The 18674-nt window shown below is 63.3% G+C and carries 24 protein-coding genes; 13 read left to right on the forward strand and 11 right to left on the reverse strand.

From position 1 onward, the window contains the following. Positions 1-171 precede the first annotated feature (171 nt). The 6 genes from NKH16_RS10650 to NKH16_RS10675 form a co-directional block, all read right to left on the reverse strand. On the reverse strand, positions 172-1203 hold the full coding sequence (locus NKH16_RS10650; RefSeq protein ID WP_023678020.1) for a peptidoglycan -binding protein: 1032 nt from the start codon (positions 1201-1203) through the stop codon (positions 172-174). Position 1204: 1 nt separating this feature from the next. Further along, positions 1205-2230 carry a MotA/TolQ/ExbB proton channel family protein gene (locus NKH16_RS10655; RefSeq protein WP_023678019.1) on the reverse strand — a complete coding sequence of 342 codons (1026 nt, stop codon included), beginning with the start codon at positions 2228-2230 and terminating at the stop codon, positions 1205-1207. 115 nt (positions 2231-2345) lie between these two features. After that, the gene (gene trhA / locus NKH16_RS10660; RefSeq protein ID WP_352742970.1) at positions 2346-3053 is read right to left on the reverse strand and encodes a PAQR family membrane homeostasis protein TrhA; all 708 of its coding nucleotides are present in this window, start codon (positions 3051-3053) and stop codon (positions 2346-2348) included. Between the two features lie 99 nt (positions 3054-3152). Further along, complete coding sequence (locus NKH16_RS10665; RefSeq protein WP_023678017.1) at positions 3153-3953, reverse strand: inositol monophosphatase family protein; 801 nt, start codon at positions 3951-3953, stop codon at positions 3153-3155. Between the two features lie 81 nt (positions 3954-4034). Then, on the reverse strand, positions 4035-4601 hold the full coding sequence (gene efp, locus NKH16_RS10670) for an elongation factor P (protein ID WP_023678016.1): 567 nt from the start codon (positions 4599-4601) through the stop codon (positions 4035-4037). Between the two features lie 138 nt (positions 4602-4739). Next, a complete protein-coding gene (locus tag NKH16_RS10675; RefSeq protein WP_352742972.1) occupies positions 4740-5597 on the reverse strand; it encodes a LysR family transcriptional regulator in 858 nt (285 codons plus the stop codon). 112 nt (positions 5598-5709) lie between these two features. Here NKH16_RS10675 and NKH16_RS10680 point away from each other — a divergent pair, with 112 nt between their 5' ends. Then, positions 5710-6726, forward strand: coding sequence for a zinc-dependent alcohol dehydrogenase family protein (locus NKH16_RS10680; protein ID WP_352742973.1), 1017 nt, complete (start codon positions 5710-5712; stop codon positions 6724-6726). Between the two features lie 42 nt (positions 6727-6768). Here NKH16_RS10680 and NKH16_RS10685 read toward each other — a convergent pair whose 3' ends face one another. From NKH16_RS10685 to NKH16_RS10695, 3 genes are all read right to left on the reverse strand, one after another. Beyond that, complete coding sequence (locus tag NKH16_RS10685) at positions 6769-7800, reverse strand: tetratricopeptide repeat protein (protein WP_352742975.1); 1032 nt, start codon at positions 7798-7800, stop codon at positions 6769-6771. Position 7801: 1 nt separating this feature from the next. Further along, positions 7802-8449, reverse strand: a complete 648-nt coding sequence (locus NKH16_RS10690; RefSeq protein WP_023678012.1) for a thiamine phosphate synthase — start codon at positions 8447-8449, stop codon at positions 7802-7804. A gap of 176 nt (positions 8450-8625) precedes the next feature. After that, positions 8626-9510: a DMT family transporter gene (locus NKH16_RS10695; RefSeq protein WP_352742977.1), complete on the reverse strand. Its 885-nt coding sequence runs from the start codon at positions 9508-9510 to the stop codon at positions 8626-8628. Between the two features lie 132 nt (positions 9511-9642). On the opposite strand from NKH16_RS10695, the gene NKH16_RS10700 reads away from it, so the two are divergent. Then, a complete protein-coding gene (locus NKH16_RS10700) occupies positions 9643-10092 on the forward strand; it encodes an Lrp/AsnC family transcriptional regulator (protein ID WP_023678010.1) in 450 nt (149 codons plus the stop codon). Positions 10093-10186: 94 nt separating this feature from the next. Continuing rightward, positions 10187-10957, forward strand: a complete 771-nt coding sequence (locus tag NKH16_RS10705) for a sulfite exporter TauE/SafE family protein (protein ID WP_352450835.1) — start codon at positions 10187-10189, stop codon at positions 10955-10957. Positions 10958-10996: 39 nt separating this feature from the next. On the opposite strand, the gene NKH16_RS10710 is transcribed toward NKH16_RS10705, so the two are convergent. Then, a complete protein-coding gene (locus NKH16_RS10710; protein WP_352450834.1) occupies positions 10997-11548 on the reverse strand; it encodes a DUF2269 family protein in 552 nt (183 codons plus the stop codon). Positions 11549-12129: 581 nt separating this feature from the next. Here NKH16_RS10710 and rcdA point away from each other — a divergent pair. Beyond that, a complete protein-coding gene (gene rcdA, locus NKH16_RS10715; RefSeq protein ID WP_352450833.1) occupies positions 12130-12657 on the forward strand; it encodes a protease adaptor protein RcdA in 528 nt (175 codons plus the stop codon). Between the two features lie 38 nt (positions 12658-12695). Here rcdA and NKH16_RS10720 read toward each other — a convergent pair whose 3' ends face one another. Further along, the gene (locus NKH16_RS10720) at positions 12696-13013 is read right to left on the reverse strand and encodes a winged helix-turn-helix transcriptional regulator (RefSeq protein ID WP_352450832.1); all 318 of its coding nucleotides are present in this window, start codon (positions 13011-13013) and stop codon (positions 12696-12698) included. A gap of 192 nt (positions 13014-13205) precedes the next feature. Between NKH16_RS10720 and NKH16_RS10725 the strand changes: the two genes are divergently transcribed. The 9 genes from NKH16_RS10725 (at position 13206) to ybgC (ending at position 18585) form a co-directional block, all read left to right on the forward strand. Further along, positions 13206-14060: an SDR family oxidoreductase gene (locus NKH16_RS10725; protein ID WP_352450831.1), complete on the forward strand. Its 855-nt coding sequence runs from the start codon at positions 13206-13208 to the stop codon at positions 14058-14060. A 263-nt stretch (positions 14061-14323) separates the two neighbouring features. Further along, positions 14324-14836 carry a crossover junction endodeoxyribonuclease RuvC gene (ruvC, locus tag NKH16_RS10730; RefSeq protein WP_352450830.1) on the forward strand — a complete coding sequence of 171 codons (513 nt, stop codon included), beginning with the start codon at positions 14324-14326 and terminating at the stop codon, positions 14834-14836. Positions 14837-14892: 56 nt separating this feature from the next. Next, positions 14893-15162 (forward strand): AbrB/MazE/SpoVT family DNA-binding domain-containing protein, encoded by a 270-nt coding sequence (locus tag NKH16_RS10735; RefSeq protein WP_352450829.1) that lies wholly within the window; start codon positions 14893-14895, stop codon positions 15160-15162. Beyond that, positions 15140-15562 carry a type II toxin-antitoxin system VapC family toxin gene (locus NKH16_RS10740; RefSeq protein ID WP_352742979.1) on the forward strand — a complete coding sequence of 141 codons (423 nt, stop codon included), beginning with the start codon at positions 15140-15142 and terminating at the stop codon, positions 15560-15562. The genes NKH16_RS10735 and NKH16_RS10740 overlap by 23 nt, the downstream gene beginning before the upstream one ends. Before the next feature lie 13 nt (positions 15563-15575). Next, positions 15576-16196 carry a Holliday junction branch migration protein RuvA gene (ruvA, locus tag NKH16_RS10745; protein WP_352742981.1) on the forward strand — a complete coding sequence of 207 codons (621 nt, stop codon included), beginning with the start codon at positions 15576-15578 and terminating at the stop codon, positions 16194-16196. Positions 16197-16263: 67 nt separating this feature from the next. Next, the gene (locus tag NKH16_RS10750; RefSeq protein ID WP_352569593.1) at positions 16264-16548 is read left to right on the forward strand and encodes an AbrB/MazE/SpoVT family DNA-binding domain-containing protein; all 285 of its coding nucleotides are present in this window, start codon (positions 16264-16266) and stop codon (positions 16546-16548) included. After that, on the forward strand, positions 16545-16949 hold the full coding sequence (locus NKH16_RS10755) for a type II toxin-antitoxin system VapC family toxin (protein WP_352742982.1): 405 nt from the start codon (positions 16545-16547) through the stop codon (positions 16947-16949). Before NKH16_RS10750 ends, NKH16_RS10755 begins: the two co-directional genes overlap by 4 nt. Continuing rightward, the gene (gene ruvB, locus NKH16_RS10760; RefSeq protein WP_023677999.1) at positions 16946-17986 is read left to right on the forward strand and encodes a Holliday junction branch migration DNA helicase RuvB; all 1041 of its coding nucleotides are present in this window, start codon (positions 16946-16948) and stop codon (positions 17984-17986) included. Before NKH16_RS10755 ends, ruvB begins: the two co-directional genes overlap by 4 nt. 128 nt (positions 17987-18114) lie before the next feature. Further along, positions 18115-18585: a tol-pal system-associated acyl-CoA thioesterase gene (gene ybgC / locus NKH16_RS10765; RefSeq protein WP_352742984.1), complete on the forward strand. Its 471-nt coding sequence runs from the start codon at positions 18115-18117 to the stop codon at positions 18583-18585. Positions 18586-18674: the final 89 nt, after the last annotated feature.

Genomic DNA, 18674 nt, shown 5'->3' on the forward strand with positions numbered 1-18674 from the left:
GCCCATGACCAAGGCTAAAAGGCCATGGCGGCAAAGTGTAATTAAAAAAAGGTAATTTTTTCAGCTCTTGCCGCTGCCGCACCAATGCCCTAAATGCCGCCGACTTGAGCCGGCTCGAGCCGGCTCGACCTGGCCCGACCTGGCGCATGATACAAGCCAAAGGCCTGCAGATCACCGCTCGGTCAACTTCAACTCGATGCGGCGGTTCTTGTTGCGCGCCTCTTCGGTATCGGCGGGGTCGAGCGGCTGGAATTCGCCGAAGCCGGCCGCGACCAGCCGGTTGGCCGGCACGCCGTTCTCGATCAGGAACTTGACCACCGATGTCGAGCGCGCCGTCGACAATTCCCAATTGTCGCGGTAGCGGCCGGTGCCGGAGAGCGGCTTGTTGTCGGTGTGGCCATCGACGCGCAGCACCCAGTTGATCTCCGGCGGGATTTCCTTTTGCAATTCGATGATGGCATCGGCGAGCTTCTTCATCTCGACCTTGCCGGCATCGTTGATCACCTCGGAGCCGGTCGGGAAAAGCACTTCCGACTGGAAGACGAAGCGGTCGCCGACGATGCGGATGTTCTCGCGGTCGGCAAGAATTTCACGTAAGCGGCCGAAGAAATCGGAGCGGTAGCGGTTTAGCTCCTGCACGCGTTGCGCCAGTGCGACGTTGAGGCGGCGGCCGAGATCGGCGATCTTGGTGTTGGATTCGCGGTCGCGCGTTTCGGACACGTCGAGCGCTTGTTCGAGCGCTGCGATCTGCCTGCGCAGCGCCGAAATCTGCTGGTTGAGGATCTCGACCTGGCTCAGCGCCTGCTGGCTGATCTGGCGCTGGCTGTCGAGCTCGCCGGAAAGTGCCGTCGCGCGCTGGTTGGCGGCATCGCCGGCACCGGCGCCTTGCGCCAGCAATTGCTCGAGCCGGCTCTTCTCCGCCTCCGATGCAGACAGCGATGCCTGCAAATTGGCAAGGGTGTCCTCCTTGTCCTGCGTCGTCGAGCGTTCCAGCGCCAGAAGCTGGGTCAACTCGTTGATCTGCGAATTGAGGCGGTTGAGCACCGTGTCCTTGCCGGAGATCTCGCGGCCGAGCAGGAACTGCGCCAGCACGAAAACAGTCAGCAGGAACATGATCGCCAACAGCAGCGTCGACAGCGCATCGACGAAGCCCGGCCAGTAATCGATGCGGCGGTCGGAGCGCCGGCCTCGTGCCAACGCCACGTCAATGCACTCCAGGCTTCTTCAAGGCGTCGGCGATCTTCTCCAGGGTGTTGCGCATCGCCTTCTGCTCGTCGGACTGGGCCTCGACCCAGTCGCGCATGATCTGCTGTTCCGAGCGCATGTTCTTGACCAGGCCGGAAATGCCGTCGGCGAGATTGGCCATGGCGGTGGCGACGCGCGGATTGGAGCCGCCGCCATTCTCCTGCAGAGTGCGCAGCTTTTCCGACAACAGCCGGATTTCCTCGGAAGGTTCGGTCTTGGCCGCGTCGGCAACGACGATGTCGGAGGACAGGTCGGTGACCGAGGACAGCCAGTTTTCGAGTTCGGTATAGAAGCGCGTCTGGGCGCGGCCGGCCTGCAGGTCGAGGAAGCCGAGCACCAGCGAGCCGGAGAGGCCGAACAGCGAGGACGAGAAGGCGGTGCCCATGCCGGCCAACGGAGCGGAAAGCCCCTGCTTCAGGGATTCGAGCACGGCCGCGGCATCGCCGGTGCCGGGATCGAGCGACTCGATGGTTTCGCGGATCGAGCCGATCGTGTTGAGCAGGCCCCAGAAGGTGCCGAGCAGGCCGAGGAACACCAGCAGTCCGACAAGGTAGCGCGACGTGTCGCGGCTTTCGTCGAGCCGGGTGGCGATCGAATCCAGCATGGTGCGCATCGAACTGGTCGAGAAGGCAATCGTCGAGGAGCGGCCGATCATCGCCTTCATCGGCGCCAGCAGCACCGGTTCGGTGGTTTCGGAACCGGCGCGGAACGAGTTGACCCAGCGCACCTCGCGGAACAGCCGGCCGACCTGGACGAAGGCCAGCAGGATGCCGACCGCCAGCACGCCGATGATCAGGCCGTTGAGACCGGGATTGGTGACGAAGGCGGTCGAGATCTGGCGCGTCAGGATGGCGGCGATGAAGGCCACGATGAACAGAAAGATCACCATGGTCAGCAGAAACACCTGCGGGCTCGACAATTTGTGCGGGTCGTAGATCAGAACGTCGGAGCGCCTGCCCATGCCGAAGGATCTGAGAAGAGTCATCCGTGCCCCGTTTCCGATGCCGTCGCCGCCGATCAATTTGTGTTTGCGACTCTAAACGGAATTGTGACGAAATTGAATGGCGCTTGGCAATATTGCCACTGTCCGCGACCGGAGGTCAAAGCCGGTGGATGACCAAGCAGTCGACCATGGCGGCCAGATGCAGGCCGGCGCCGGTGACGACAAAGCCATGCCACAGCGCATTGTGGAAACGCAGGCCCTTCCAGGCGAAGAAGATCACGCCACAGGAGTAGACGATGCCGCCGGCAACGATGAGCGCGATCGATGTCGCCGGCAGCGTCCGCACGAGCGGCTCCACCAGAACGATACCGCTCCAGCCGATGGCTAGGTAGAAGACGATCGCCAGCCGGTCGAAACGGCCGGGAAGAAAGACCTTGATGGCGATGCCGACCGCCGCGGCGGTCCAGACCAGGACGATCATGGAAACGGCCAGCGGCGAGCCGCCGAGCTGCGCCAGGAAAGGCGTGTAGGTGGCAGCGATCAGCAGATAGATCGCGGCATGGTCGAAGCGCCGCAATATCCATTTTGCCGGCGACGACACCGGCCAGACATTGTAGGCCAGCGAAACCGACAGCACGGTGAGCAGCGATACTACATAGAAGGCGGCGGCGACGTATTCGCCGGGGCCGGTTCGATAGGCGGCCAGTGCCAGCAGCGTCGAGCCGGCAGCGATCGCCAGCACGATGCCCACGGCGTGGACAATGCCGTCGGCGATGATCTCGGCGCGCGAGTAATGCCAGCGCCCCATGAAGGGAATGTCGAGCTGGGAGAGTTCGCTCTGGGGTTGGGGCCGGCTGTTCGTCATCGATGATCCTGCGCCACCTTATCTGGGCGGCCGCGGGACAGTATTTCAAGCTTTGGTTGCGGTTTTGCGACTGCGGCGGTTCAGCGCGGTGTGCCTCTATCAGCCGGCTGAGAGTGGCCTTTTGATAGTCTTCAACAGCGCGCGCTGGATGAGTTCGTTGCCGGCGACGAGTGAACCGGCGTTCAGCACATCCTGTCCCCCGGCGAAATCGGAGACGAAACCGCCCGCCTCGCGGATCAGCAAAATGCCGGCGGCGACATCCCAGGCCGACAGGCCGGTTTCCCAGAACCCGTCCATGCGGCCGGCGGCGACGTAGGCGAGATCGAGCGAGGCGGAGCCGAGACGGCGGACGCCAGAGACCTCGGCCATGACATTGCGCAACTCGATGAGGAAATTGCCGTGCTGGCCACGCCCGAGATGCGGCATGCCGCAGCCGATCACCGCATCGACCAGCTTGGTGCGGCCGGCGACGCGCAGCCGGCGGTCGTTCATGAAAGCGCCGCCGCCGCGCTCGGCGGTATAGAGCTCATCCATCGCCGGATTGTAGACGACGCCGGCGACGATCTGGCCCTGGCGCTCCAGCGCGATCGAAACGGCAAAGAGCGGAATGCCGTGCAGGAAATTGGTGGTGCCGTCGAGCGGGTCGACGATCCAGCGGTGCTGGCCGTCGTCGCCCTCGATCACGCCGCGTTCCTCCATCAGGAAGGCGTAGCCGGGCCGCGCCTTGGAGAGTTCGGCAAAGACGATGTCTTCGGCCTTGCGGTCGGCCTGGCTGACATAGTCGCCCGGCCCCTTCATCGAGACCTGCAGGTTCTGCACTTCGCCGAAGTCACGCGACAGCGAGCGGCCGGCCTTCATTGCGGCCTGGACCATGACATTGAGGATCGCGGAACGCGCCATTGCTGTTCTTCCTGTCGCTGCGCCTATCTGCCTTGACGCATGATCTTATCCAAAAAGTCTGCAACTCTTTGGGATCACGCCTCAGTCGGCGCGGCGCACGTAAGTGATTTCGTTGGTATCGACGATGATGCGCTCGCCCGAGCCGATGAACGGCGGCACCAGCACGCGGATGCCGTTTTCGAGTATCGCCGGCTTGTAGGACGAGGCTGCCGTCTGGCCCCTCACCACCGGGTCGGCCTCGGTGATGGTCAGCGTCACCTGGTCGGGCAGCGAAATACCGATCGGCCTTTCGTCATAGAGCTGGACCGTCACCATCATGCCGTCCTGCAGGAAGGCGGCGCGATCGCCGACGAACTCCTTTTGCAATTCGAGCTGCTCGTAGCTTTCGGTGTCCATGAACACCAGCGCGTCGCCCTGCTCGTAGAGGAAGGAAAAATCCTTCAGATCGAGCCGGATCTGCTCGACCGTCTCGGCCGAACGGAAGCGCTCGTTGAGCTTGGTGCCGTTGATCAGGTTCTTGAGTTCGACCTGGTTGTAGGCGCCGCCCTTGCCGGGCTTGACGGTGTTGGTCCTGACCGCCACCCAAAGGCCGCCATCATGCTCGATGACGTTGCCGGGACGGATTTCGTTGCCATTGATCTTGGCCATGGTGAGGTGATCCGGAAATGAGATGATCGCCGCAAAGGGCAATTTGGCGCCTCCAAGACCACAAATCGCCAGCAGAGGCAAGGAGCGCCTTCCGATGAAGCGGGAACGAAGCTGGCCCGGCAGCGCGGCGTGGTGGCCTCAGTCCGCCCTGACAGTCGCGGTGACGGCCTCGGTCACCGCGTCGGCGACCTCTCTCAAAAGATGCAGGTGCGGCGAACGCAGCACGACAATTCGCAGCGACAGCTCGAGGCCGGGAGCGTCGACCAGGGCAATGCCCTCAGGCAGCTTTTCCCGCATCAGCCGCCTGGGCAGCAGGCCAAGGCCTTGGCCTCGACGAACCCAGTCGATCTGCAGCGCGCTGTCCTGAATCTCGGCGCCGACCATCAACCTGTGGCCGCCCTCGGCCAGCGCAGCCGCCAGCCGCCGGCGCGCGTCGCAGGGTTCAGGGCTGAGGACCCAGGGCGTGGTCTTGACGTCGGCTTGCCGGCTGGTGTTTTCGGCAGCGATGATGCCGAGGGGCTCGGTTCCGACAACGCCGTCTCCAGTTTTGGAATTGCTGCCGTCCAGGATGAAGGCGAGGTCGAGCTGTCCGCGCTTGTGCTGGTCGGCCAGCTCAAGACTCCAGCCGCTCTTCAGACGCAGCGAAACCTTCGGAAACCGCGCCACGGCATCAGCAATGGCGGCGGCCACGGCTTTGTCGCAAAGTCCATGCGCGAGGCCGAGCCGCAGCAGGCCCTCCGGCTCGTCGCCCTTGGCGAATGATCTCAGCGCGTCGACGGCGGCGAGAATGTCCTTGCCGCGTGCCAGCACCTCTACGCCGGCCGGGGTCAGTCGGGACGGCTTTAGCCGGCGGTCGAGCAATTCCGTGCCGAGCATCTCCTCCAGCCGCTGGATCTGGCGGGTGACGGCCGGCTGCGTCAACGGCAGGCGTCGAGCCACCTTCTGAATCGAACCCTCCTCGGCAAAGAGGGCCAGTGTTTTCAGTTCTTCAAGCACGACACACCCGAACATGTCACAGAAGCATAATTATCCTGAACATTATGAATTTGAAATCCGGTGGATGGCAAGCGATTTTCCTCTGGCAGGACCCAGCTGAAAAGGAACGACGATGAAAGCGATCGAATTGCAGAGCCCGGGCGGCCTCGAGAACCTCAGAATGGTCGAGCGGCCGATGCCTGAACCGGGGCGCCAGGAGATGATTGTGAAGGTCAAGGCGACGGCGCTGAACTACCGCGATGCCGAGATCGTTCGCGGCAGCCATCACACGAAGTTTGCATTGCCGCTGGTGCCGCTGTCGGACGGCGTCGGCGAAGTCGTTGCCATCGGCGCCGAGGTCAGCCGGTTCAAGATCGGCGACCGGGTCTGCGGCACGTTCTGGCATCGCTGGGTCGGCGGCAGTTTCGCCATGGCCGAGCCATCCTATCAACGTGGCGGCCCGATCGACGGGCTGCTCAGCGAATTTGCCCGGCTCGACGAACAGGCGGCGGTGCTGGCGCCGGCCAATCTGAGCGACCTCGAGGCGGCGACGCTGCCATGCGCCGGCGTGACGGCATGGCATGCGCTGTTTACGGAGGGCAGCGTCAAACCCGGCGACACCGTGCTTTGCCTCGGCACCGGCGGCGTTTCGCTGTTTGCGGTGCAGTTCGCCGCCGCTGCCGGGGCGCGCGTCATCGTGACGTCGAGCAGCGACGAGAAGCTTGCGCGGGCAAAGCAACTTGGCGCGCAGGATGGCGTGAACTATCGCAGCGTCCCCGATTGGGCATCGGCCGTGCTGGGATTGACGGATGGCCGCGGCGCCGACCATATCATCGAGGTTGGCGGACCGCAGAGTTTTGCACAATCGCTGAGGGCAGCGGCGCGCGGCGCCCAGATCAACGTCATCGGCTATCTCGGCGGCAGTGACGGCGCCATCAACCCGCTCGACATCTTCCGCCGGCAGGTCAGGGCGCGAGGCATACCGGTGGGCTCACGCGAATCCTTTGAAGAGATGAACCGCGCTATCGCCGTCAACCGTTTGAAACCGGTGATCGACCGGGTCGTGCCATGGAGCCGGGCCGCCGAAGCCTTTCGGTACCTTGAACACGGCTCTCCCTTCGGCAAGGTCGTGCTCGATCATACCCAATGAGTCCGCCTGATGAGCCTGGTGCAATGAGTCGCGAGACCGCGGTCAGGGCAGGCGGTTGGCCCGTTGTAGCGCCTGCTGCGTCTGCTCGTCGGTCAGGCCCTGCAGGAAATCGTCCATCTCTTGGTCGATGAGCCCGGCGCGGCGGGCGACAACATACCAGGCACCGGCGAGGATCAGATCCGGGTCGGTGCCGATGCCGTTCATGTAGAGCTTGGCGAGACGGTTCTGGGCGGCGACATTGCCGCCCTCGGCGGCCTGCTTCATCCAGTTGAAGCCGGATTTCAGGTCGCGGGCCCCCCCGCGCCCCTCGATCATCCAGGTTGCGAGATCGATCTGTGCGGTGTCGTAGTTCTGCCGCGCGGCCTGTGCCAGCAGGCCGCGGGCGCGGACATCGTCGCGCGGCTTGCCGCCGGCGCCATTGGCGTAGACCTGTGCCATCGCATATTGTGCGTCGGCGAGCCCGGTCGCGGCAGCGCGCTCGTAATAGGATACGGCTTTGGCAATACCGGAATCGCCGGGCTCCTGTTCGACCATCAGCTGCGCAAAATTGAACTGCGCCAGGCGGTTGCCGGCCTCGGCGGCGGCCTGCATCAGCGCATAGGCCTCCTTCTCGTCCTTTTTGACGTAGCGGCCGTCGAGCAGCATCAGCGCATACTGGAATTGCGATTCCGGGACGCCCTGCTCGGCGGCAAGCGCATACCACTTCGCCGCCCCTGCCGCGTCGACCGGCACGCCGAGGCCGCGCGACAATATCTCGGCCACCAGCGTCTGTGCCGCCGGATCGCCGTTTTGAGCGCGCGAAAGCGCAAGGTTGTAGGCCGTCTTGTAGAGCCCGCGCTGAAAGGCGCCGTAGGCAGCATCGGACGGCTTTGCGCCGAAGCGGTCGGGGTTGATGGTGTCGGCCGACGGCAACGGGGTGGTGGTGGCGGGCTGCGGCAATTGTGCGGCGATCGGCTTGTCGGCAGGTTCGCTGGAATCCGGCCTGGGCTGCGGCAGCGGAACGGGTTCCGCCGCTATCGCCTGCGTCACGGCCGTTGCAAGAAAGGCGCTGAAAAGGATTTTCCGCGAGAGCACGTCAGTCCTCGAAGCGCGGCGCGGTTTCGTCGAGCAGCGCGTTGGCGGCGGCGACCGCCATCTTCGGATCGACGCCGTCGGCGAAAACGGCGCTGGACAGTGCCACGAATTCAGCGCCGGTGGCGGCGACCGCTTCCACCGAGGCAAGATCCGATCCGGCCATGACGATGCAGGGGATATGGATGACGTCCGCCCACCATTGCCCGAGCGACAGGTTGCGGGGGTGCGGCTCAGGCTTGTTGTCGTAACCGAAACGGCCGAAGAAAATGTAATCAGGCCTGACCTCGCCGAGTTCCAGCGCATCGTCGCGGGTCTTGGCGCCGCCGGTGCCGACCATCATCCTGGCCTGGAAGTGTTCGATCGTTTCGGCGAGCTCGTCCTTGCCGACCTCGACATGAATGCCGTCGGCCTGGACGCGGCCGGCGATGCGGGTGTCGCCGGCAATGATGACCGCAATGCCGGCCGCTTGCGCCACCGGCACGATCTGCTCGGCAAAGGCTTGGAAAGAGGCCTCGTCCATACCGTTTTCCGGCAGGATAAGCGAGGCGACGTCACCGCCGTCGAAGGCCGCGGCGATGCGCTCGGCCGGCACGTTCGGCGGCGCGATCAGCACGATGCGGCAGCGGTTGGGCGGCGTTGCGTCATTCATTGGTGTTCGGTCCCGGTTATCGCCTATGCCGGGCGAAGATGGTTGCATTGCGGCATAGAGCAAAGTGCGGGAGTTGAACAGGCGGCAGGGGGATCACGTTTGCCGTCAACGATTTTATGGGGCTCGGCGCATGGCTGCCGTTGGCCGAAATTCTCCCCGCCGGTCGCTTGCGGCCCCTACGCAGGCACCTTCGATTTCCACAGCGACCAGCCGAGATTCATGCCGGCGGCGGCGACCAGGATGGCGGCGGCGCCGACGATCTGCGCCGGCTGCAGCCGATGGCCGAAGGCGACGACATCGACGAGGATGGCGACGACTGGGTAGATGAAGGACAGCGACCCCTGCAGATGCGTCGGCAGCTTCTGGATGGCACCGTACATGAGGATGTACATCAGGCCGGTATGGACGATGCCGAGTGTCGCCAGCATGACCCAGCTCCGCGCATCGGCGGGAAGGTGGGTGAGATTGGCGAAGGGTGCCAGCATGAGAACGCCGACGCAGACCTGGATCAGGGCGATCAGGTGCGGCGGCGTGCCTTTGAGCTTCTTGGTGACGATAGCCGCAACGGCCCAGAAGAAAGCCGCGGCCAGCGCCATCGCAATGCCGGTAAAGTAATCCGTACCATGATCGCCTGCATCGGGCGCGGCCTGCACGATCAGCAGCATGCCGGCGAAGGCGATGCCGAGCCAGGTCAGCTTGGTCACCGTCAGCCGTTCGGAGAAGAAGAGCGCGCCAAAACCCACCAGCATGAAGGGCTGCGTGTTGTAAACGGCCGTGGCGATCGAGATCGACGCGCGGGAAAACGCGCTGAACAGCAACAGCCAGTTGATAACGATGGCAGCACCGCCGAGAGCCGCGATCGCGACGATGCGAAGCGACAGCCTGCCACGCAGCAGTCCCAGCGCCGCGCAGATGATCAGCAGCGTTACCGCCCCGAAAGCACAGCGCCAGAACACCACGTCCATGATGGGCTGGCCGGAAAGGACGACGAACCAGCCGATCGTGCCGAGGATCGCCATCGCCGCCGTCATTTCGATCGTGCCGCGTACCGTGTTGTCCATGGATGCTCCTGAAACCCGTTGAGATTTTATAATCCCACAGCGGATCGGGTCTTTCCATGACTTCTAGCCGGTGATATGCAGGACGAACCTCATTAAATTAGGTAAACATCGGCTTTTTCTTGGAATTGTAAAATGCTGGACGAGCTCGATAGAAAGCTCCTCGATATCCTGGTCAAGGATTCACGGACCTCGCTGAAGGAACTGGCGCTGCAGGTCGGGCTGTCGTCACCAAGCGTTTCGGAGCGGCTTCGGCGGCTAGAGGATCGCGGCGTCATCCGCGCGTTCACCATCGACATCGATCCGCAGGCGCTCGGCTACGCCTTGCAGGCGATCGTTCGCATCCGGCCATTGCCGGGCAAGCTGCACATCGTCCAGAAGCTGATCGAGGAAATCCCGGAATTCGGCGAATGCGACAAGGTGACGGGCGATGACTGCTTCGTTGCCCGGCTGTTCGTCCGCTCGATCGGCGAGCTCGACGGGATTCTCGACCGCATCGCCGACAAGGCCGAAACCAGCACCGCCATCATCAAGGCGCAGCCGATCCGGAGACGCCCGCCGCCGCTCGACATGCCAAACATGTGACGGGTTTCGGTGGCGTGGCCCACATATTTGCGGTCGCGGCCTGACCATTTCTGGTCTATTCCAGAGTTCAACTTTCCCTCCAGCGTCCCTTCCCATGTCAGGCCTGCTCGTCGATCCCTGGTTCTATGCCGCGGCCATTCCGGCCGTCATCCTCGTCGGCCTGTCGAAAGGCGGCTTCGGCGGCGCCGTCGGTTTTGTCGGCGTGCCGTTGATGGCGCTGACCATGCCGCCGGTTCAGGCTGCCGCAATTCTTCTGCCAATTCTGTGCCTGATGGACATTGTCTCGGTGTGGACGTGGTGGGGTATCTTCGACCGCAAGATGCTGGCCGACATGATGCCGGGCGCCGTGATCGGCATTGCCCTTGGCTGGCTGACGGCGGCACTTGTAACCGAAGAGATGGTGCGGCTGATCGTCGGCGCGGTTGCCCTGATCTTCGTGCTGCGCTGGCTCTATTTGCAGCTCCGCCACGGTGCCGGCCACGCGGCGGAGCCCAACCGCGTCGCCGCGGGCTTCTGGGGTACTGTTGCCGGGTTCACCAGCTTCGTCGCCCATGTCGGCGGCCCGCCTTTTCAGGTCTATGCGCTGCCCATCAGGCTCGATCCGAAGGTGCTGTCGGGCACCGCGGCGATCTTCTTCGCCGTCACCAATGCGCTGAAGCTCATCCCTTATTTCGCGCTCGGCCAGTTCGATACCACCAATTTGACTGCGTCGGCGGTGCTGATGCCGCTGGCGCCGCTGTCGACAATCGCCGGCGCCTGGCTGGTGCGGCGGATGCGGCCGGAGCTGTTCTATCCCTTCACCTATGCGACCGTGGCGGTCGTCGCGGTCAAGCTTCTGTGGGACGGCATCGCCGGCCTCCTGTAAGACGGCGGCCCCATTCGGCCGCCGCCGGTTCCTTACACCTCAGGCGGCACTCGGCAGCAGCTGCCGCGTCCTGCCAAGCGCGAGCGCGGCGCCGGTTGCCAGTACGAACGCCATGCAGCCCAGAATGGTGATGTCGTGCAGCGTCGGCTTCAGCACCATGTCCGCGATGATCACCAGCATCACCGAATAGTCGAAGCGCGCGGCGCTGAGGACGCGCTGGCCCTGGGCAAGCACTGCCGGCGTCACGCCCTCCTTGGCGATCATGCCTGCCATGCGGTCGGCAGTCGGCTTGAAGATGAACATGCCGATGCAGAAGGTCGTCGCATAACCGGCAAGGCCGATCAGCACCCACAGATCGGAAAAGCCGACCCAGAAGCCGCACATGATGAGGCCGAAAAGCAATGTCAGCATCGACATCGGCGCGAAGAACCGGTTGCCGAGCTCGCCGGTGGCGCGCATCGCCTGCAGCATGCCTTCGACGTTTCCAGCGCGGTCGGCGCGTACCGCGAGCAGCATCAGCGTGAAGCCGCCGCCGACCCAGAGGATCGCCGAGACGATATGCAGAAATTTAACGGCCGAGTACCAGTCCATTATTCGCTCCTTGAGAGATTTGATGATTTGCCGGAGCGCAAGGTTTGCTCCGCCTCGTTGCGAGGAGCGGGCGTTTACCGCGGCGCCTGTTTCGGAACGATGTCGCGCGGCGAGCGGATCTGTTTCGATATGTCGGTCACGATCTGGAGGAAACATGGCGCAAGCGCGTCGCCCCGACTTTCCAGCCGGTAGTGGGAACGGGTGCCGTGGCCAGTCAGCTGTGCTGTTACGGCACAGATGCTGGGCGCTTGATCGAAAAATATGCCCTGCGTTAAGGCTTCGTTAAGCTTTACAGGCGTTTACTATGTCCATCCAGTGATCTGGATTCTTACCGAGTGGTTGGAGCCACTTTGTTTGACGCCTCCCTGTTAAACTCCTGAGAGCCGCCTTATCCGCGGCTCTTTTTTTGTCCGCCGGCATGGGCGTCCTTCCGGCTAAATGCGGCCGTTAACCGTTTGTTAAACATGTGCTTGCCTTCGCTGGCAGCGAAGCGCATTTTCAAGCTTCAGTCGTTTAGGCTGCCGGATATGGCGGCCAAGAGCCGAATCGGCCGGCTGTCAGGCAAGTGCAGGGGCGTAGCGATGAACGAGCCTTCGAAGGCGAGCGCGAAAACCATCAAGCTGGCGGAGCGCCGGGTTTTCTCCCAATCCTTCAAGCCGCTCTATCAGGAAGGCATGGGCCTGGTCGAGCAGGCGGCCGAATATCTCGACGGCAAGGGCCGCGCCGAGGCCAAGAAGCTGTCGAGGCTGGCGGCGACGCTTTATGCGGCCGAATCGATGCGGCTGACCACCAGGCTGATGCAGGTCGCCTCGTGGCTGCTTTTGCAGCGGGCGGCGAATTCCGGCGAGATGACCCGCGATCAGGTGGCCTCAGAAAAATCCAAGGTGCGTCTCGACACTGCCTCGGCGCATGATGAGGCGCCCGGCTGGGCCGAGCTGCCGAAGGATTTCATCGACCTCGTCAACCGTTCGCTGCGGCTGCAGGCGCTGGTGCGCCGGATGGACGAGGAGATCTATGGCGGCCTTGCCGAGGTGCCGCCGTCGAGCCGTCGCCTCAATCCGGTCTCCGACCAGATCACGCTGCTCAACACGGCTTTCGCCCGCGGCTGAGAGACCGTTTCATAATTCTACTCCGGCGGCCATCTAGACTAACCGCGAAGGGATGGGCTCGCGATCATCAGGCGGGGAGAATCACGCAGCAGCAGGCGCGATCCGACCTCCACGATAGACCTGATCGCTGGGAGCAGCTCCTGTCCCAATGACGTCAGCTCATACTCCACGGTCGGCGGCGATGTCGGCATCACGTGGCGTGCGAGGACGCCACGCTCCTCGAGATCGCGCAACCTGGCGGTCAGCACCTTCGCCGAAATGGCTGGGATATCGCGGCGCAATTCGGAGAACCGGCGCGGGCCGTCGCTCAAGGACCAGAGCACCTCGGGTGTCCAGCACCCGCCAAGCAGCGCCATGCACCTCGACATGGGGCAGCCGGGAAGCGCCTTCACCTTCGTTCGCATCCTGAGGACCATCGCGCATCTTCCATGAGAGTTTCCAGTTGGTTATCGGAAAATGATGGTAACTACAAGATACGTGGTTTCCGAGGGTAACGAGAGCCGCTATCTGAGGCTCTCAATCCATCCAACCACGAAATGGACAGAACGATGTACGCAATAACTGGAGCAACAGGACAGCTTGGCCGTCTCGTGATCGACGCACTGCTGAAGACAGTTCCGGCCAGCCGGATCGTTGCGGCGGTTCGTGATCCGGCAAAGGCCCGCGATCTTGTCCAACGCGGCGTAGTCGTGCGGGAGGCGGACTATAATCGTCCCGACACGCTCCCGATGGCGCTGGCCGGCATCGATAGACTGCTGCTGATTTCCTCGACCGAAGTCAGCGGCCGCTTGCCGCAGCATCGGTCGGTGATCAAGGCCGCCCAACGGGTGGGGGTTTCGCTGATCGCTTACACAAGCATGCTGCATGCGGACACGTCTCCCGCGAGGCTCGCGGTCGAACATCGGCAGACGGAGGAGGTCATCGCGGCCTCCGGCCTACCCGCCGTCATCCTGCGCAACGGCTGGTACACCGAGAACCATCTGATGGCGCTCCCGGCGGCTCTGGAGCACGGCGCCTTCATCGGCGCCGCAAATGAGGGGCGCTTCTCGTCCGCGGCGCGGCAGGATTATGCCGAGGCCGCGGCCGTGGTGCTGACGAGCGAGGATCAAGCAGGGAGGACTTACGAGCTCGCCGCGGACCAAGCCTTCACGCTCGCCGAGCTTGCGGCGAAGGTCTCGCGGCAATCGGGCAAGGCGATCGCCTACAACGATCTTGCCGGGGCGGCCTATGAGGGTGTGTTGACAGGCGCCGGGCTGCCCGCCGATCTCGCCGCTATCCTGGCCGATGCCGACATTGCAGCCTCACGCGGAGCGTTGTTCGATGACGGCGGCGCCATGAGCCGGCTGATCGGTCGACCGACAACGCCACTGGAGAGCGTCGTTGCGGCAGCATTGCGCGGTTGAAACCGAGACGGCTGTCACATCCGCCAAAGGATCAGAGGACCGTCTGTCGCTCGCGCCAACAGTTATTCAAACGACTAGACTAGCGCAGCTTTCTGCGCTTCCGGTGCTCGCGTACTTATGTACGCTCCGCTCCGGTTCTCGAAAACCACGCTATCTGTCTGCCAGAGCGAATTCTCAAACATTCTCTAAACCAGACTCGGTTGCTGTTTCTGGTTTGTTCACATTTCGCTGGCATCGCTGCTCGCCGGGGTTAAAGTTGACGGATGGGGGAAGCGATTCGCATCATCGGCATCGATCCAGGGCTGAGGCGCACCGGCTGGGGCATAGTCGAAAGCCTCGGCAATTCGCTGCGCTTCGTCGCTTCCGGCACGGTGCGGTCCGACGACAAGGCCGCGCTGGCGGTGCGTCTTTGCCAATTGCATGACGGGCTCGCCGAGATCCTGCATGCCGCGATGCCGCACGAGGCGGCGGTCGAGCAAACTTTCGTCAACAAGGACGCGGCGGCGACGCTGAAACTCGGCCAGGCACGCGGCATCGCCATGCTGGTGCCGGCGCGTGCCGGCCTTGTCGTTGCCGAATATGCGCCAAACGCCGTCAAAAAGGCGGTGATCGGCGTCGGCCATGGCGACAAGAAGCAGATCCACATGATGGTCAAGGTGCTGATGCCGAAGGCGACTTTCGACACCGACGACGCCGCCGATGCGCTGGCCATCGCCATCTGTCACGCGCATCACCGGCAGAGCATCGCCTACAGGATGGCGGCGCTGGCCGGATAAGTATGTTCTTGACTTGTTCTCCAGTGGGCAATAGGTAATACCAACGAGGTATTACCATGCGCGTTACCACCAAGGGCCAAGTGACCATCCCGAAGGAAATACGGGATCATCTCGGTATCGGCCCGGGCTCGGAGGTGGAGTTCGTCCCCACCGAGGACGGCGCTCGTGTCATAGCCGTCGACGAAAACATGTCGGAGGAGGAAGCCTCGCGCAGATTCAGCCAGATACTCGATCGTATGGCCGGTACGCTGGATCTGGGAGGCATGACGGCGGATGAATATGTGGAATGGCTGAGGGGCCCACGTGAAGATCTCGACATTGATTGACACAAATGTCTTGATCGACGTTTGGGGTCCTGCCGGACGGGAGACGAAATGGTCGGCATCCGCGATTACCGCATGCCGGCGCGACGGCGCACTCGTAATCAATGCAATCGTCTGGTCCGAGCTCGCGCCGTTGATTGCGACCGAACAGGCTCTTCGTCAAGCAGCCGACATGCTCAAGATGGATCGCGAATTTCTGCCGTGGGAAGCAGCCTTCCTCGCTGGTGTCACGCACTCGCGCTATCGCCGCGCCGGCGGCCTCAGCGAACGAACGCTGCCGGATTTCTTTATTGGAGCCCATGCGGTTGTCGCCGGGCATCGCCTGCTGACGCGCGATGCCGCGCGCTATCGCAGCTATTTCCCGGACCTCGATATCATCTCTCCGGAAACCCACCCGGCATGATCGGCAAGCTCAAATGATCGGCAAGCTAAAAGGCACGCTGGACGAGATCGACGAGGATTTCTGCATCGTCGACGTGCATGGCGTCGGCTACGTTGCCTATTGCTCGGCGCGTACGCTTGCCGCGTTGCCGCCGCCCGGCGAGGCGGTGGTGCTGTTCATCGAGACCTATGTGCGCGAGGACATGCTGCGGCTCTATGGGTTCCAGTCGGTGCTGGAGCGCGAATGGTTCCGGCTGTTGATGAACAATGTGCAAGGCGTCGGCGCCAAGGTGGCGCTGGCCATCCTGTCGACGCTGGCGCCGGCCGACCTCGCCAATGCGATTGCGCTGCGCGATATCGCCATGGTCAGCCGCGCGCCTGGCGTCGGCAAGAAGGTCGCCGAGCGCATCGTCACCGAATTGAAGAACAAGGCGCCGGCCTATGCGGGCACTGCCTCCGGCACCATCGGCCTGAAGCAGGAGCTCGGCGAGCGCGTCGCCTCGGCGCCGATCACCGACGCCGTCTCGGCGCTGGTCAATCTCGGCTATTCGCGCGACACCGCCGCCAATGCGGTGGCGGCGGCGCTGAAGACGGCAGGCGAAGAGGCGGACGCGTCGAAGCTGATCCGCTTCGGGCTGAAGGAGCTGGCACGGTGAGACGTTGCTGGAAAGTGAAATTCCAACTACTATCTGATCGGTAAGAATTTTTTGCAGGAGTAAGAATATGGGCGCATATGCCAGTCTGACCTCCAAGGGACAGCTCACGATTCCAAAGGACGTCCGCGACGCCTTGTCGCTCAAGACGGGCGACACGATCGCCTGGACGGTGATGGATGGCTATTTGGTCGGGACGCCGCGCAATCTCGACTTCGCCGACCTAGCCGGATTTCTCGGCGATCCACCCGGCGGTCCCGCTTCCCTGGAAGAGATCGATGCGGCTGTGAGGGAGGCCGTAGGCCAGCACGTTGTTGGTGACAAGCCACAGGGCGGAAAAGAGGGCGACGCGTGACGTCGATAGGTATCGATACCAACGTTCTGCTTCGAATGGTGCTGAACGATGATGCCGAGCAACAGGCCAAGGCTCTCGCCTTCGGTAAGAGCCTCAGCGGCGACAAGCTCGGCTTTGTGAGTTTAATTGTGCTGGTGGAATTCAGTTGGTCACTGCTTTCGCGTTACCGGCAGCCAAAGGAGCAAATACTGGCCGCGATCCAGAGATTGCTCAAGATCAAGATGCTGGTGTTTGAGGATTTCGATGCCATCGTGATCGCGCTCGAACGATCGAATTCGAGCCAGGTCGACTTTGCTGATGCGCTGATAGCCGAGCACAATCGAAATTTCGGTTGCTCGCATACGGTCACGTTCGACCAGCGGGCTGCAAGGTCCATTGCCGGTATGGAACTGCTCGCATGAGCCTTTCGCCACGCCTCATTGCTCCCGACAGACGCGGCGAGGACGCCGAGCAGACCTTGCGGCCGCAGACGCTCGGCGACTTCGTCGGCCAGGCGGCGGTGCGGGCCAATCTCAAAGTGTTCATCGAAGCCGCCAAGGGCCGTAGCGAAGCGCTCGACCATGTGCTGTTCGTCGGCCCGCCCGGCCTCGGCAAAACGACGCTGGCGCAGATCATGGCGCGCGAGCTTGGCGTGAATTTCCGCTCGACCTCGGGTCCGGTCATCGCCAAGGCCGGTGATCTCGCGGCGCTGCTCACCAACCTCGAAGACCGCGACGTGCTGTTCATCGACGAGATCCACCGGCTCAACCCGGCGGTCGAGGAAATCCTCTATCCGGCGATGGAGGATTTCCAGCTCGACCTGATCATCGGCGAGGGGCCGGCGGCGCGCTCGGTCAAGATCGACCTGGCCCGCTTCACGCTTGTCGCCGCCACCACCCGGCTCGGTCTTTTGACCAACCCGCTGCGCGACCGCTTCGGCATTCCGGTGCGGCTCAATTTCTACTCGGTCGAGGAACTCGAGCAGATCGTGCGGCGCGGCGCCCGCATCCTTGCCATGCCGCTCGGCGACGACGGTGCCTTGGAGATCGCCCGGCGGGCGCGCGGCACGCCGCGCATCGCCGGCCGGCTGTTGCGCCGGGTGCGCGACTTCGCCAGCGTTGCCGGCGACGGTCATGTCGACCGCAAGGTCGCCGACGAGGCGCTGACGCGGCTGGAGGTCGACGGGCTCGGCCTCGACGCGCTCGACCGCCGTTATCTGTCGATGATCGCCCGGAATTTCGGCGGCGGGCCGGTCGGCATCGAGACAATCGCTGCCGGGCTTTCCGAGCCACGCGATGCCATCGAGGACATCATCGAACCCTTTCTGATCCAGCAAGGCTTCATCATGCGTACCCCGCGCGGCCGCGTGCTGGCGGCCAATGCCTGGCGGCATCTCGGCCTCGACGCGCCAAAGGACCTGGCGCAGCAGCAGATCAGCCTGTTCCAGGAAGAACCCTAAGTTCCGCTGCTTATGGCTTCGGTGCTGGCAGTTCCCCGGCCCAGCCCTCCAGGTCTTGATCATCGCCGGTCTATGCGCAAAACAGGTGTTGCTTGAAACAGGGCCTGTCGGGCCAAAAGGACAGCGCAATGGACGATCACGGTGAATCGGCATTGTCCGCAGGACTTTCCGGCGCGCTGACGGAATTCGGCCATCGATTGATGGCGCGGGTCTATTATGCCGATACCGATTTTTCCGGCGTCGTCTACCACGCACGCTATCTCGAATTCTTCGAGCGCGGCCGTTCCGACTATCTGCGGCTGGCCGGCGTCCACCACACCGAGCTTGCCGACGGCAAGCATGGCGAGAAAATAGTCTGGGTGGTGCGGCGCATGGAGATCGATTTCCGCGGTTCGGCCCGCATGGATGACATCCTGACCATCGACACGCGCACCGACGAGATTTCCGGTGCGCGCATCGTCATGGCGCAGCAATTGAAGCGCGGCAGCGAAGTGCTGGTCGCGGCGCGTGTCGAAGCGGCGATCGTCGGCGAGAACGGGCGGCCGCGGCGCTTTCCCAAGGACTGGATCGCAGCCTTCATGCCCAGAACGCGCAAATAAAGGTTCAGAGGCGGACGATCCCGGAGCTCCCGGTCCAGGCCAGAATCGCGAGGCGGCCTATCAGGGCGCGGCAATGCGCCGCGCTGTAC

It is taken from the genome of Mesorhizobium sp. M1307 (genome assembly GCF_040318155.1).
In the GTDB taxonomy this organism is placed as follows: domain Bacteria; phylum Pseudomonadota; class Alphaproteobacteria; order Rhizobiales; family Rhizobiaceae; genus Mesorhizobium.

Bases quoted from the DNA above. Each gene is read 5' to 3' on its own strand.
- trhA (WP_352742970.1), bottom strand. From the start codon at position 3,053: ATGACGAACAGCCGGCCCCAACCCCAGAGCGAACTCTCCCAGCTCGAC.
- ruvC (WP_352450830.1), top strand. From the start codon at position 14,324: ATGGGGGAAGCGATTCGCATCATCGGCATCGATCCAGGGCTGAGGCGC.
- ruvA (WP_352742981.1), top strand. From the start codon at position 15,576: ATGATCGGCAAGCTAAAAGGCACGCTGGACGAGATCGACGAGGATTTC.
- NKH16_RS10695 (WP_352742977.1), bottom strand. From the start codon at position 9,510: ATGGACAACACGGTACGCGGCACGATCGAAATGACGGCGGCGATGGCG.
- NKH16_RS10720 (WP_352450832.1), bottom strand. From the start codon at position 13,013: ATGGCGCTGCTTGGCGGGTGCTGGACACCCGAGGTGCTCTGGTCCTTG.
- NKH16_RS10700 (WP_023678010.1), top strand. From the start codon at position 9,643: ATGCTGGACGAGCTCGATAGAAAGCTCCTCGATATCCTGGTCAAGGAT.
- ybgC (WP_352742984.1), top strand. From the start codon at position 18,115: ATGGACGATCACGGTGAATCGGCATTGTCCGCAGGACTTTCCGGCGCG.
- NKH16_RS10710 (WP_352450834.1), bottom strand. From the start codon at position 11,548: ATGGACTGGTACTCGGCCGTTAAATTTCTGCATATCGTCTCGGCGATC.
- NKH16_RS10665 (WP_023678017.1), bottom strand. From the start codon at position 3,953: ATGGCGCGTTCCGCGATCCTCAATGTCATGGTCCAGGCCGCAATGAAG.
- NKH16_RS10655 (WP_023678019.1), bottom strand. From the start codon at position 2,230: ATGACTCTTCTCAGATCCTTCGGCATGGGCAGGCGCTCCGACGTTCTG.
- NKH16_RS10735 (WP_352450829.1), top strand. From the start codon at position 14,893: ATGCGCGTTACCACCAAGGGCCAAGTGACCATCCCGAAGGAAATACGG.
- NKH16_RS10750 (WP_352569593.1), top strand. From the start codon at position 16,264: ATGGGCGCATATGCCAGTCTGACCTCCAAGGGACAGCTCACGATTCCA.
- NKH16_RS10680 (WP_352742973.1), top strand. From the start codon at position 5,710: ATGAAAGCGATCGAATTGCAGAGCCCGGGCGGCCTCGAGAACCTCAGA.
- rcdA (WP_352450833.1), top strand. From the start codon at position 12,130: ATGAACGAGCCTTCGAAGGCGAGCGCGAAAACCATCAAGCTGGCGGAG.
- efp (WP_023678016.1), bottom strand. From the start codon at position 4,601: ATGGCCAAGATCAATGGCAACGAAATCCGTCCCGGCAACGTCATCGAG.
- NKH16_RS10705 (WP_352450835.1), top strand. From the start codon at position 10,187: ATGTCAGGCCTGCTCGTCGATCCCTGGTTCTATGCCGCGGCCATTCCG.
- NKH16_RS10690 (WP_023678012.1), bottom strand. From the start codon at position 8,449: ATGAATGACGCAACGCCGCCCAACCGCTGCCGCATCGTGCTGATCGCG.
- NKH16_RS10725 (WP_352450831.1), top strand. From the start codon at position 13,206: ATGTACGCAATAACTGGAGCAACAGGACAGCTTGGCCGTCTCGTGATC.
- ruvB (WP_023677999.1), top strand. From the start codon at position 16,946: ATGAGCCTTTCGCCACGCCTCATTGCTCCCGACAGACGCGGCGAGGAC.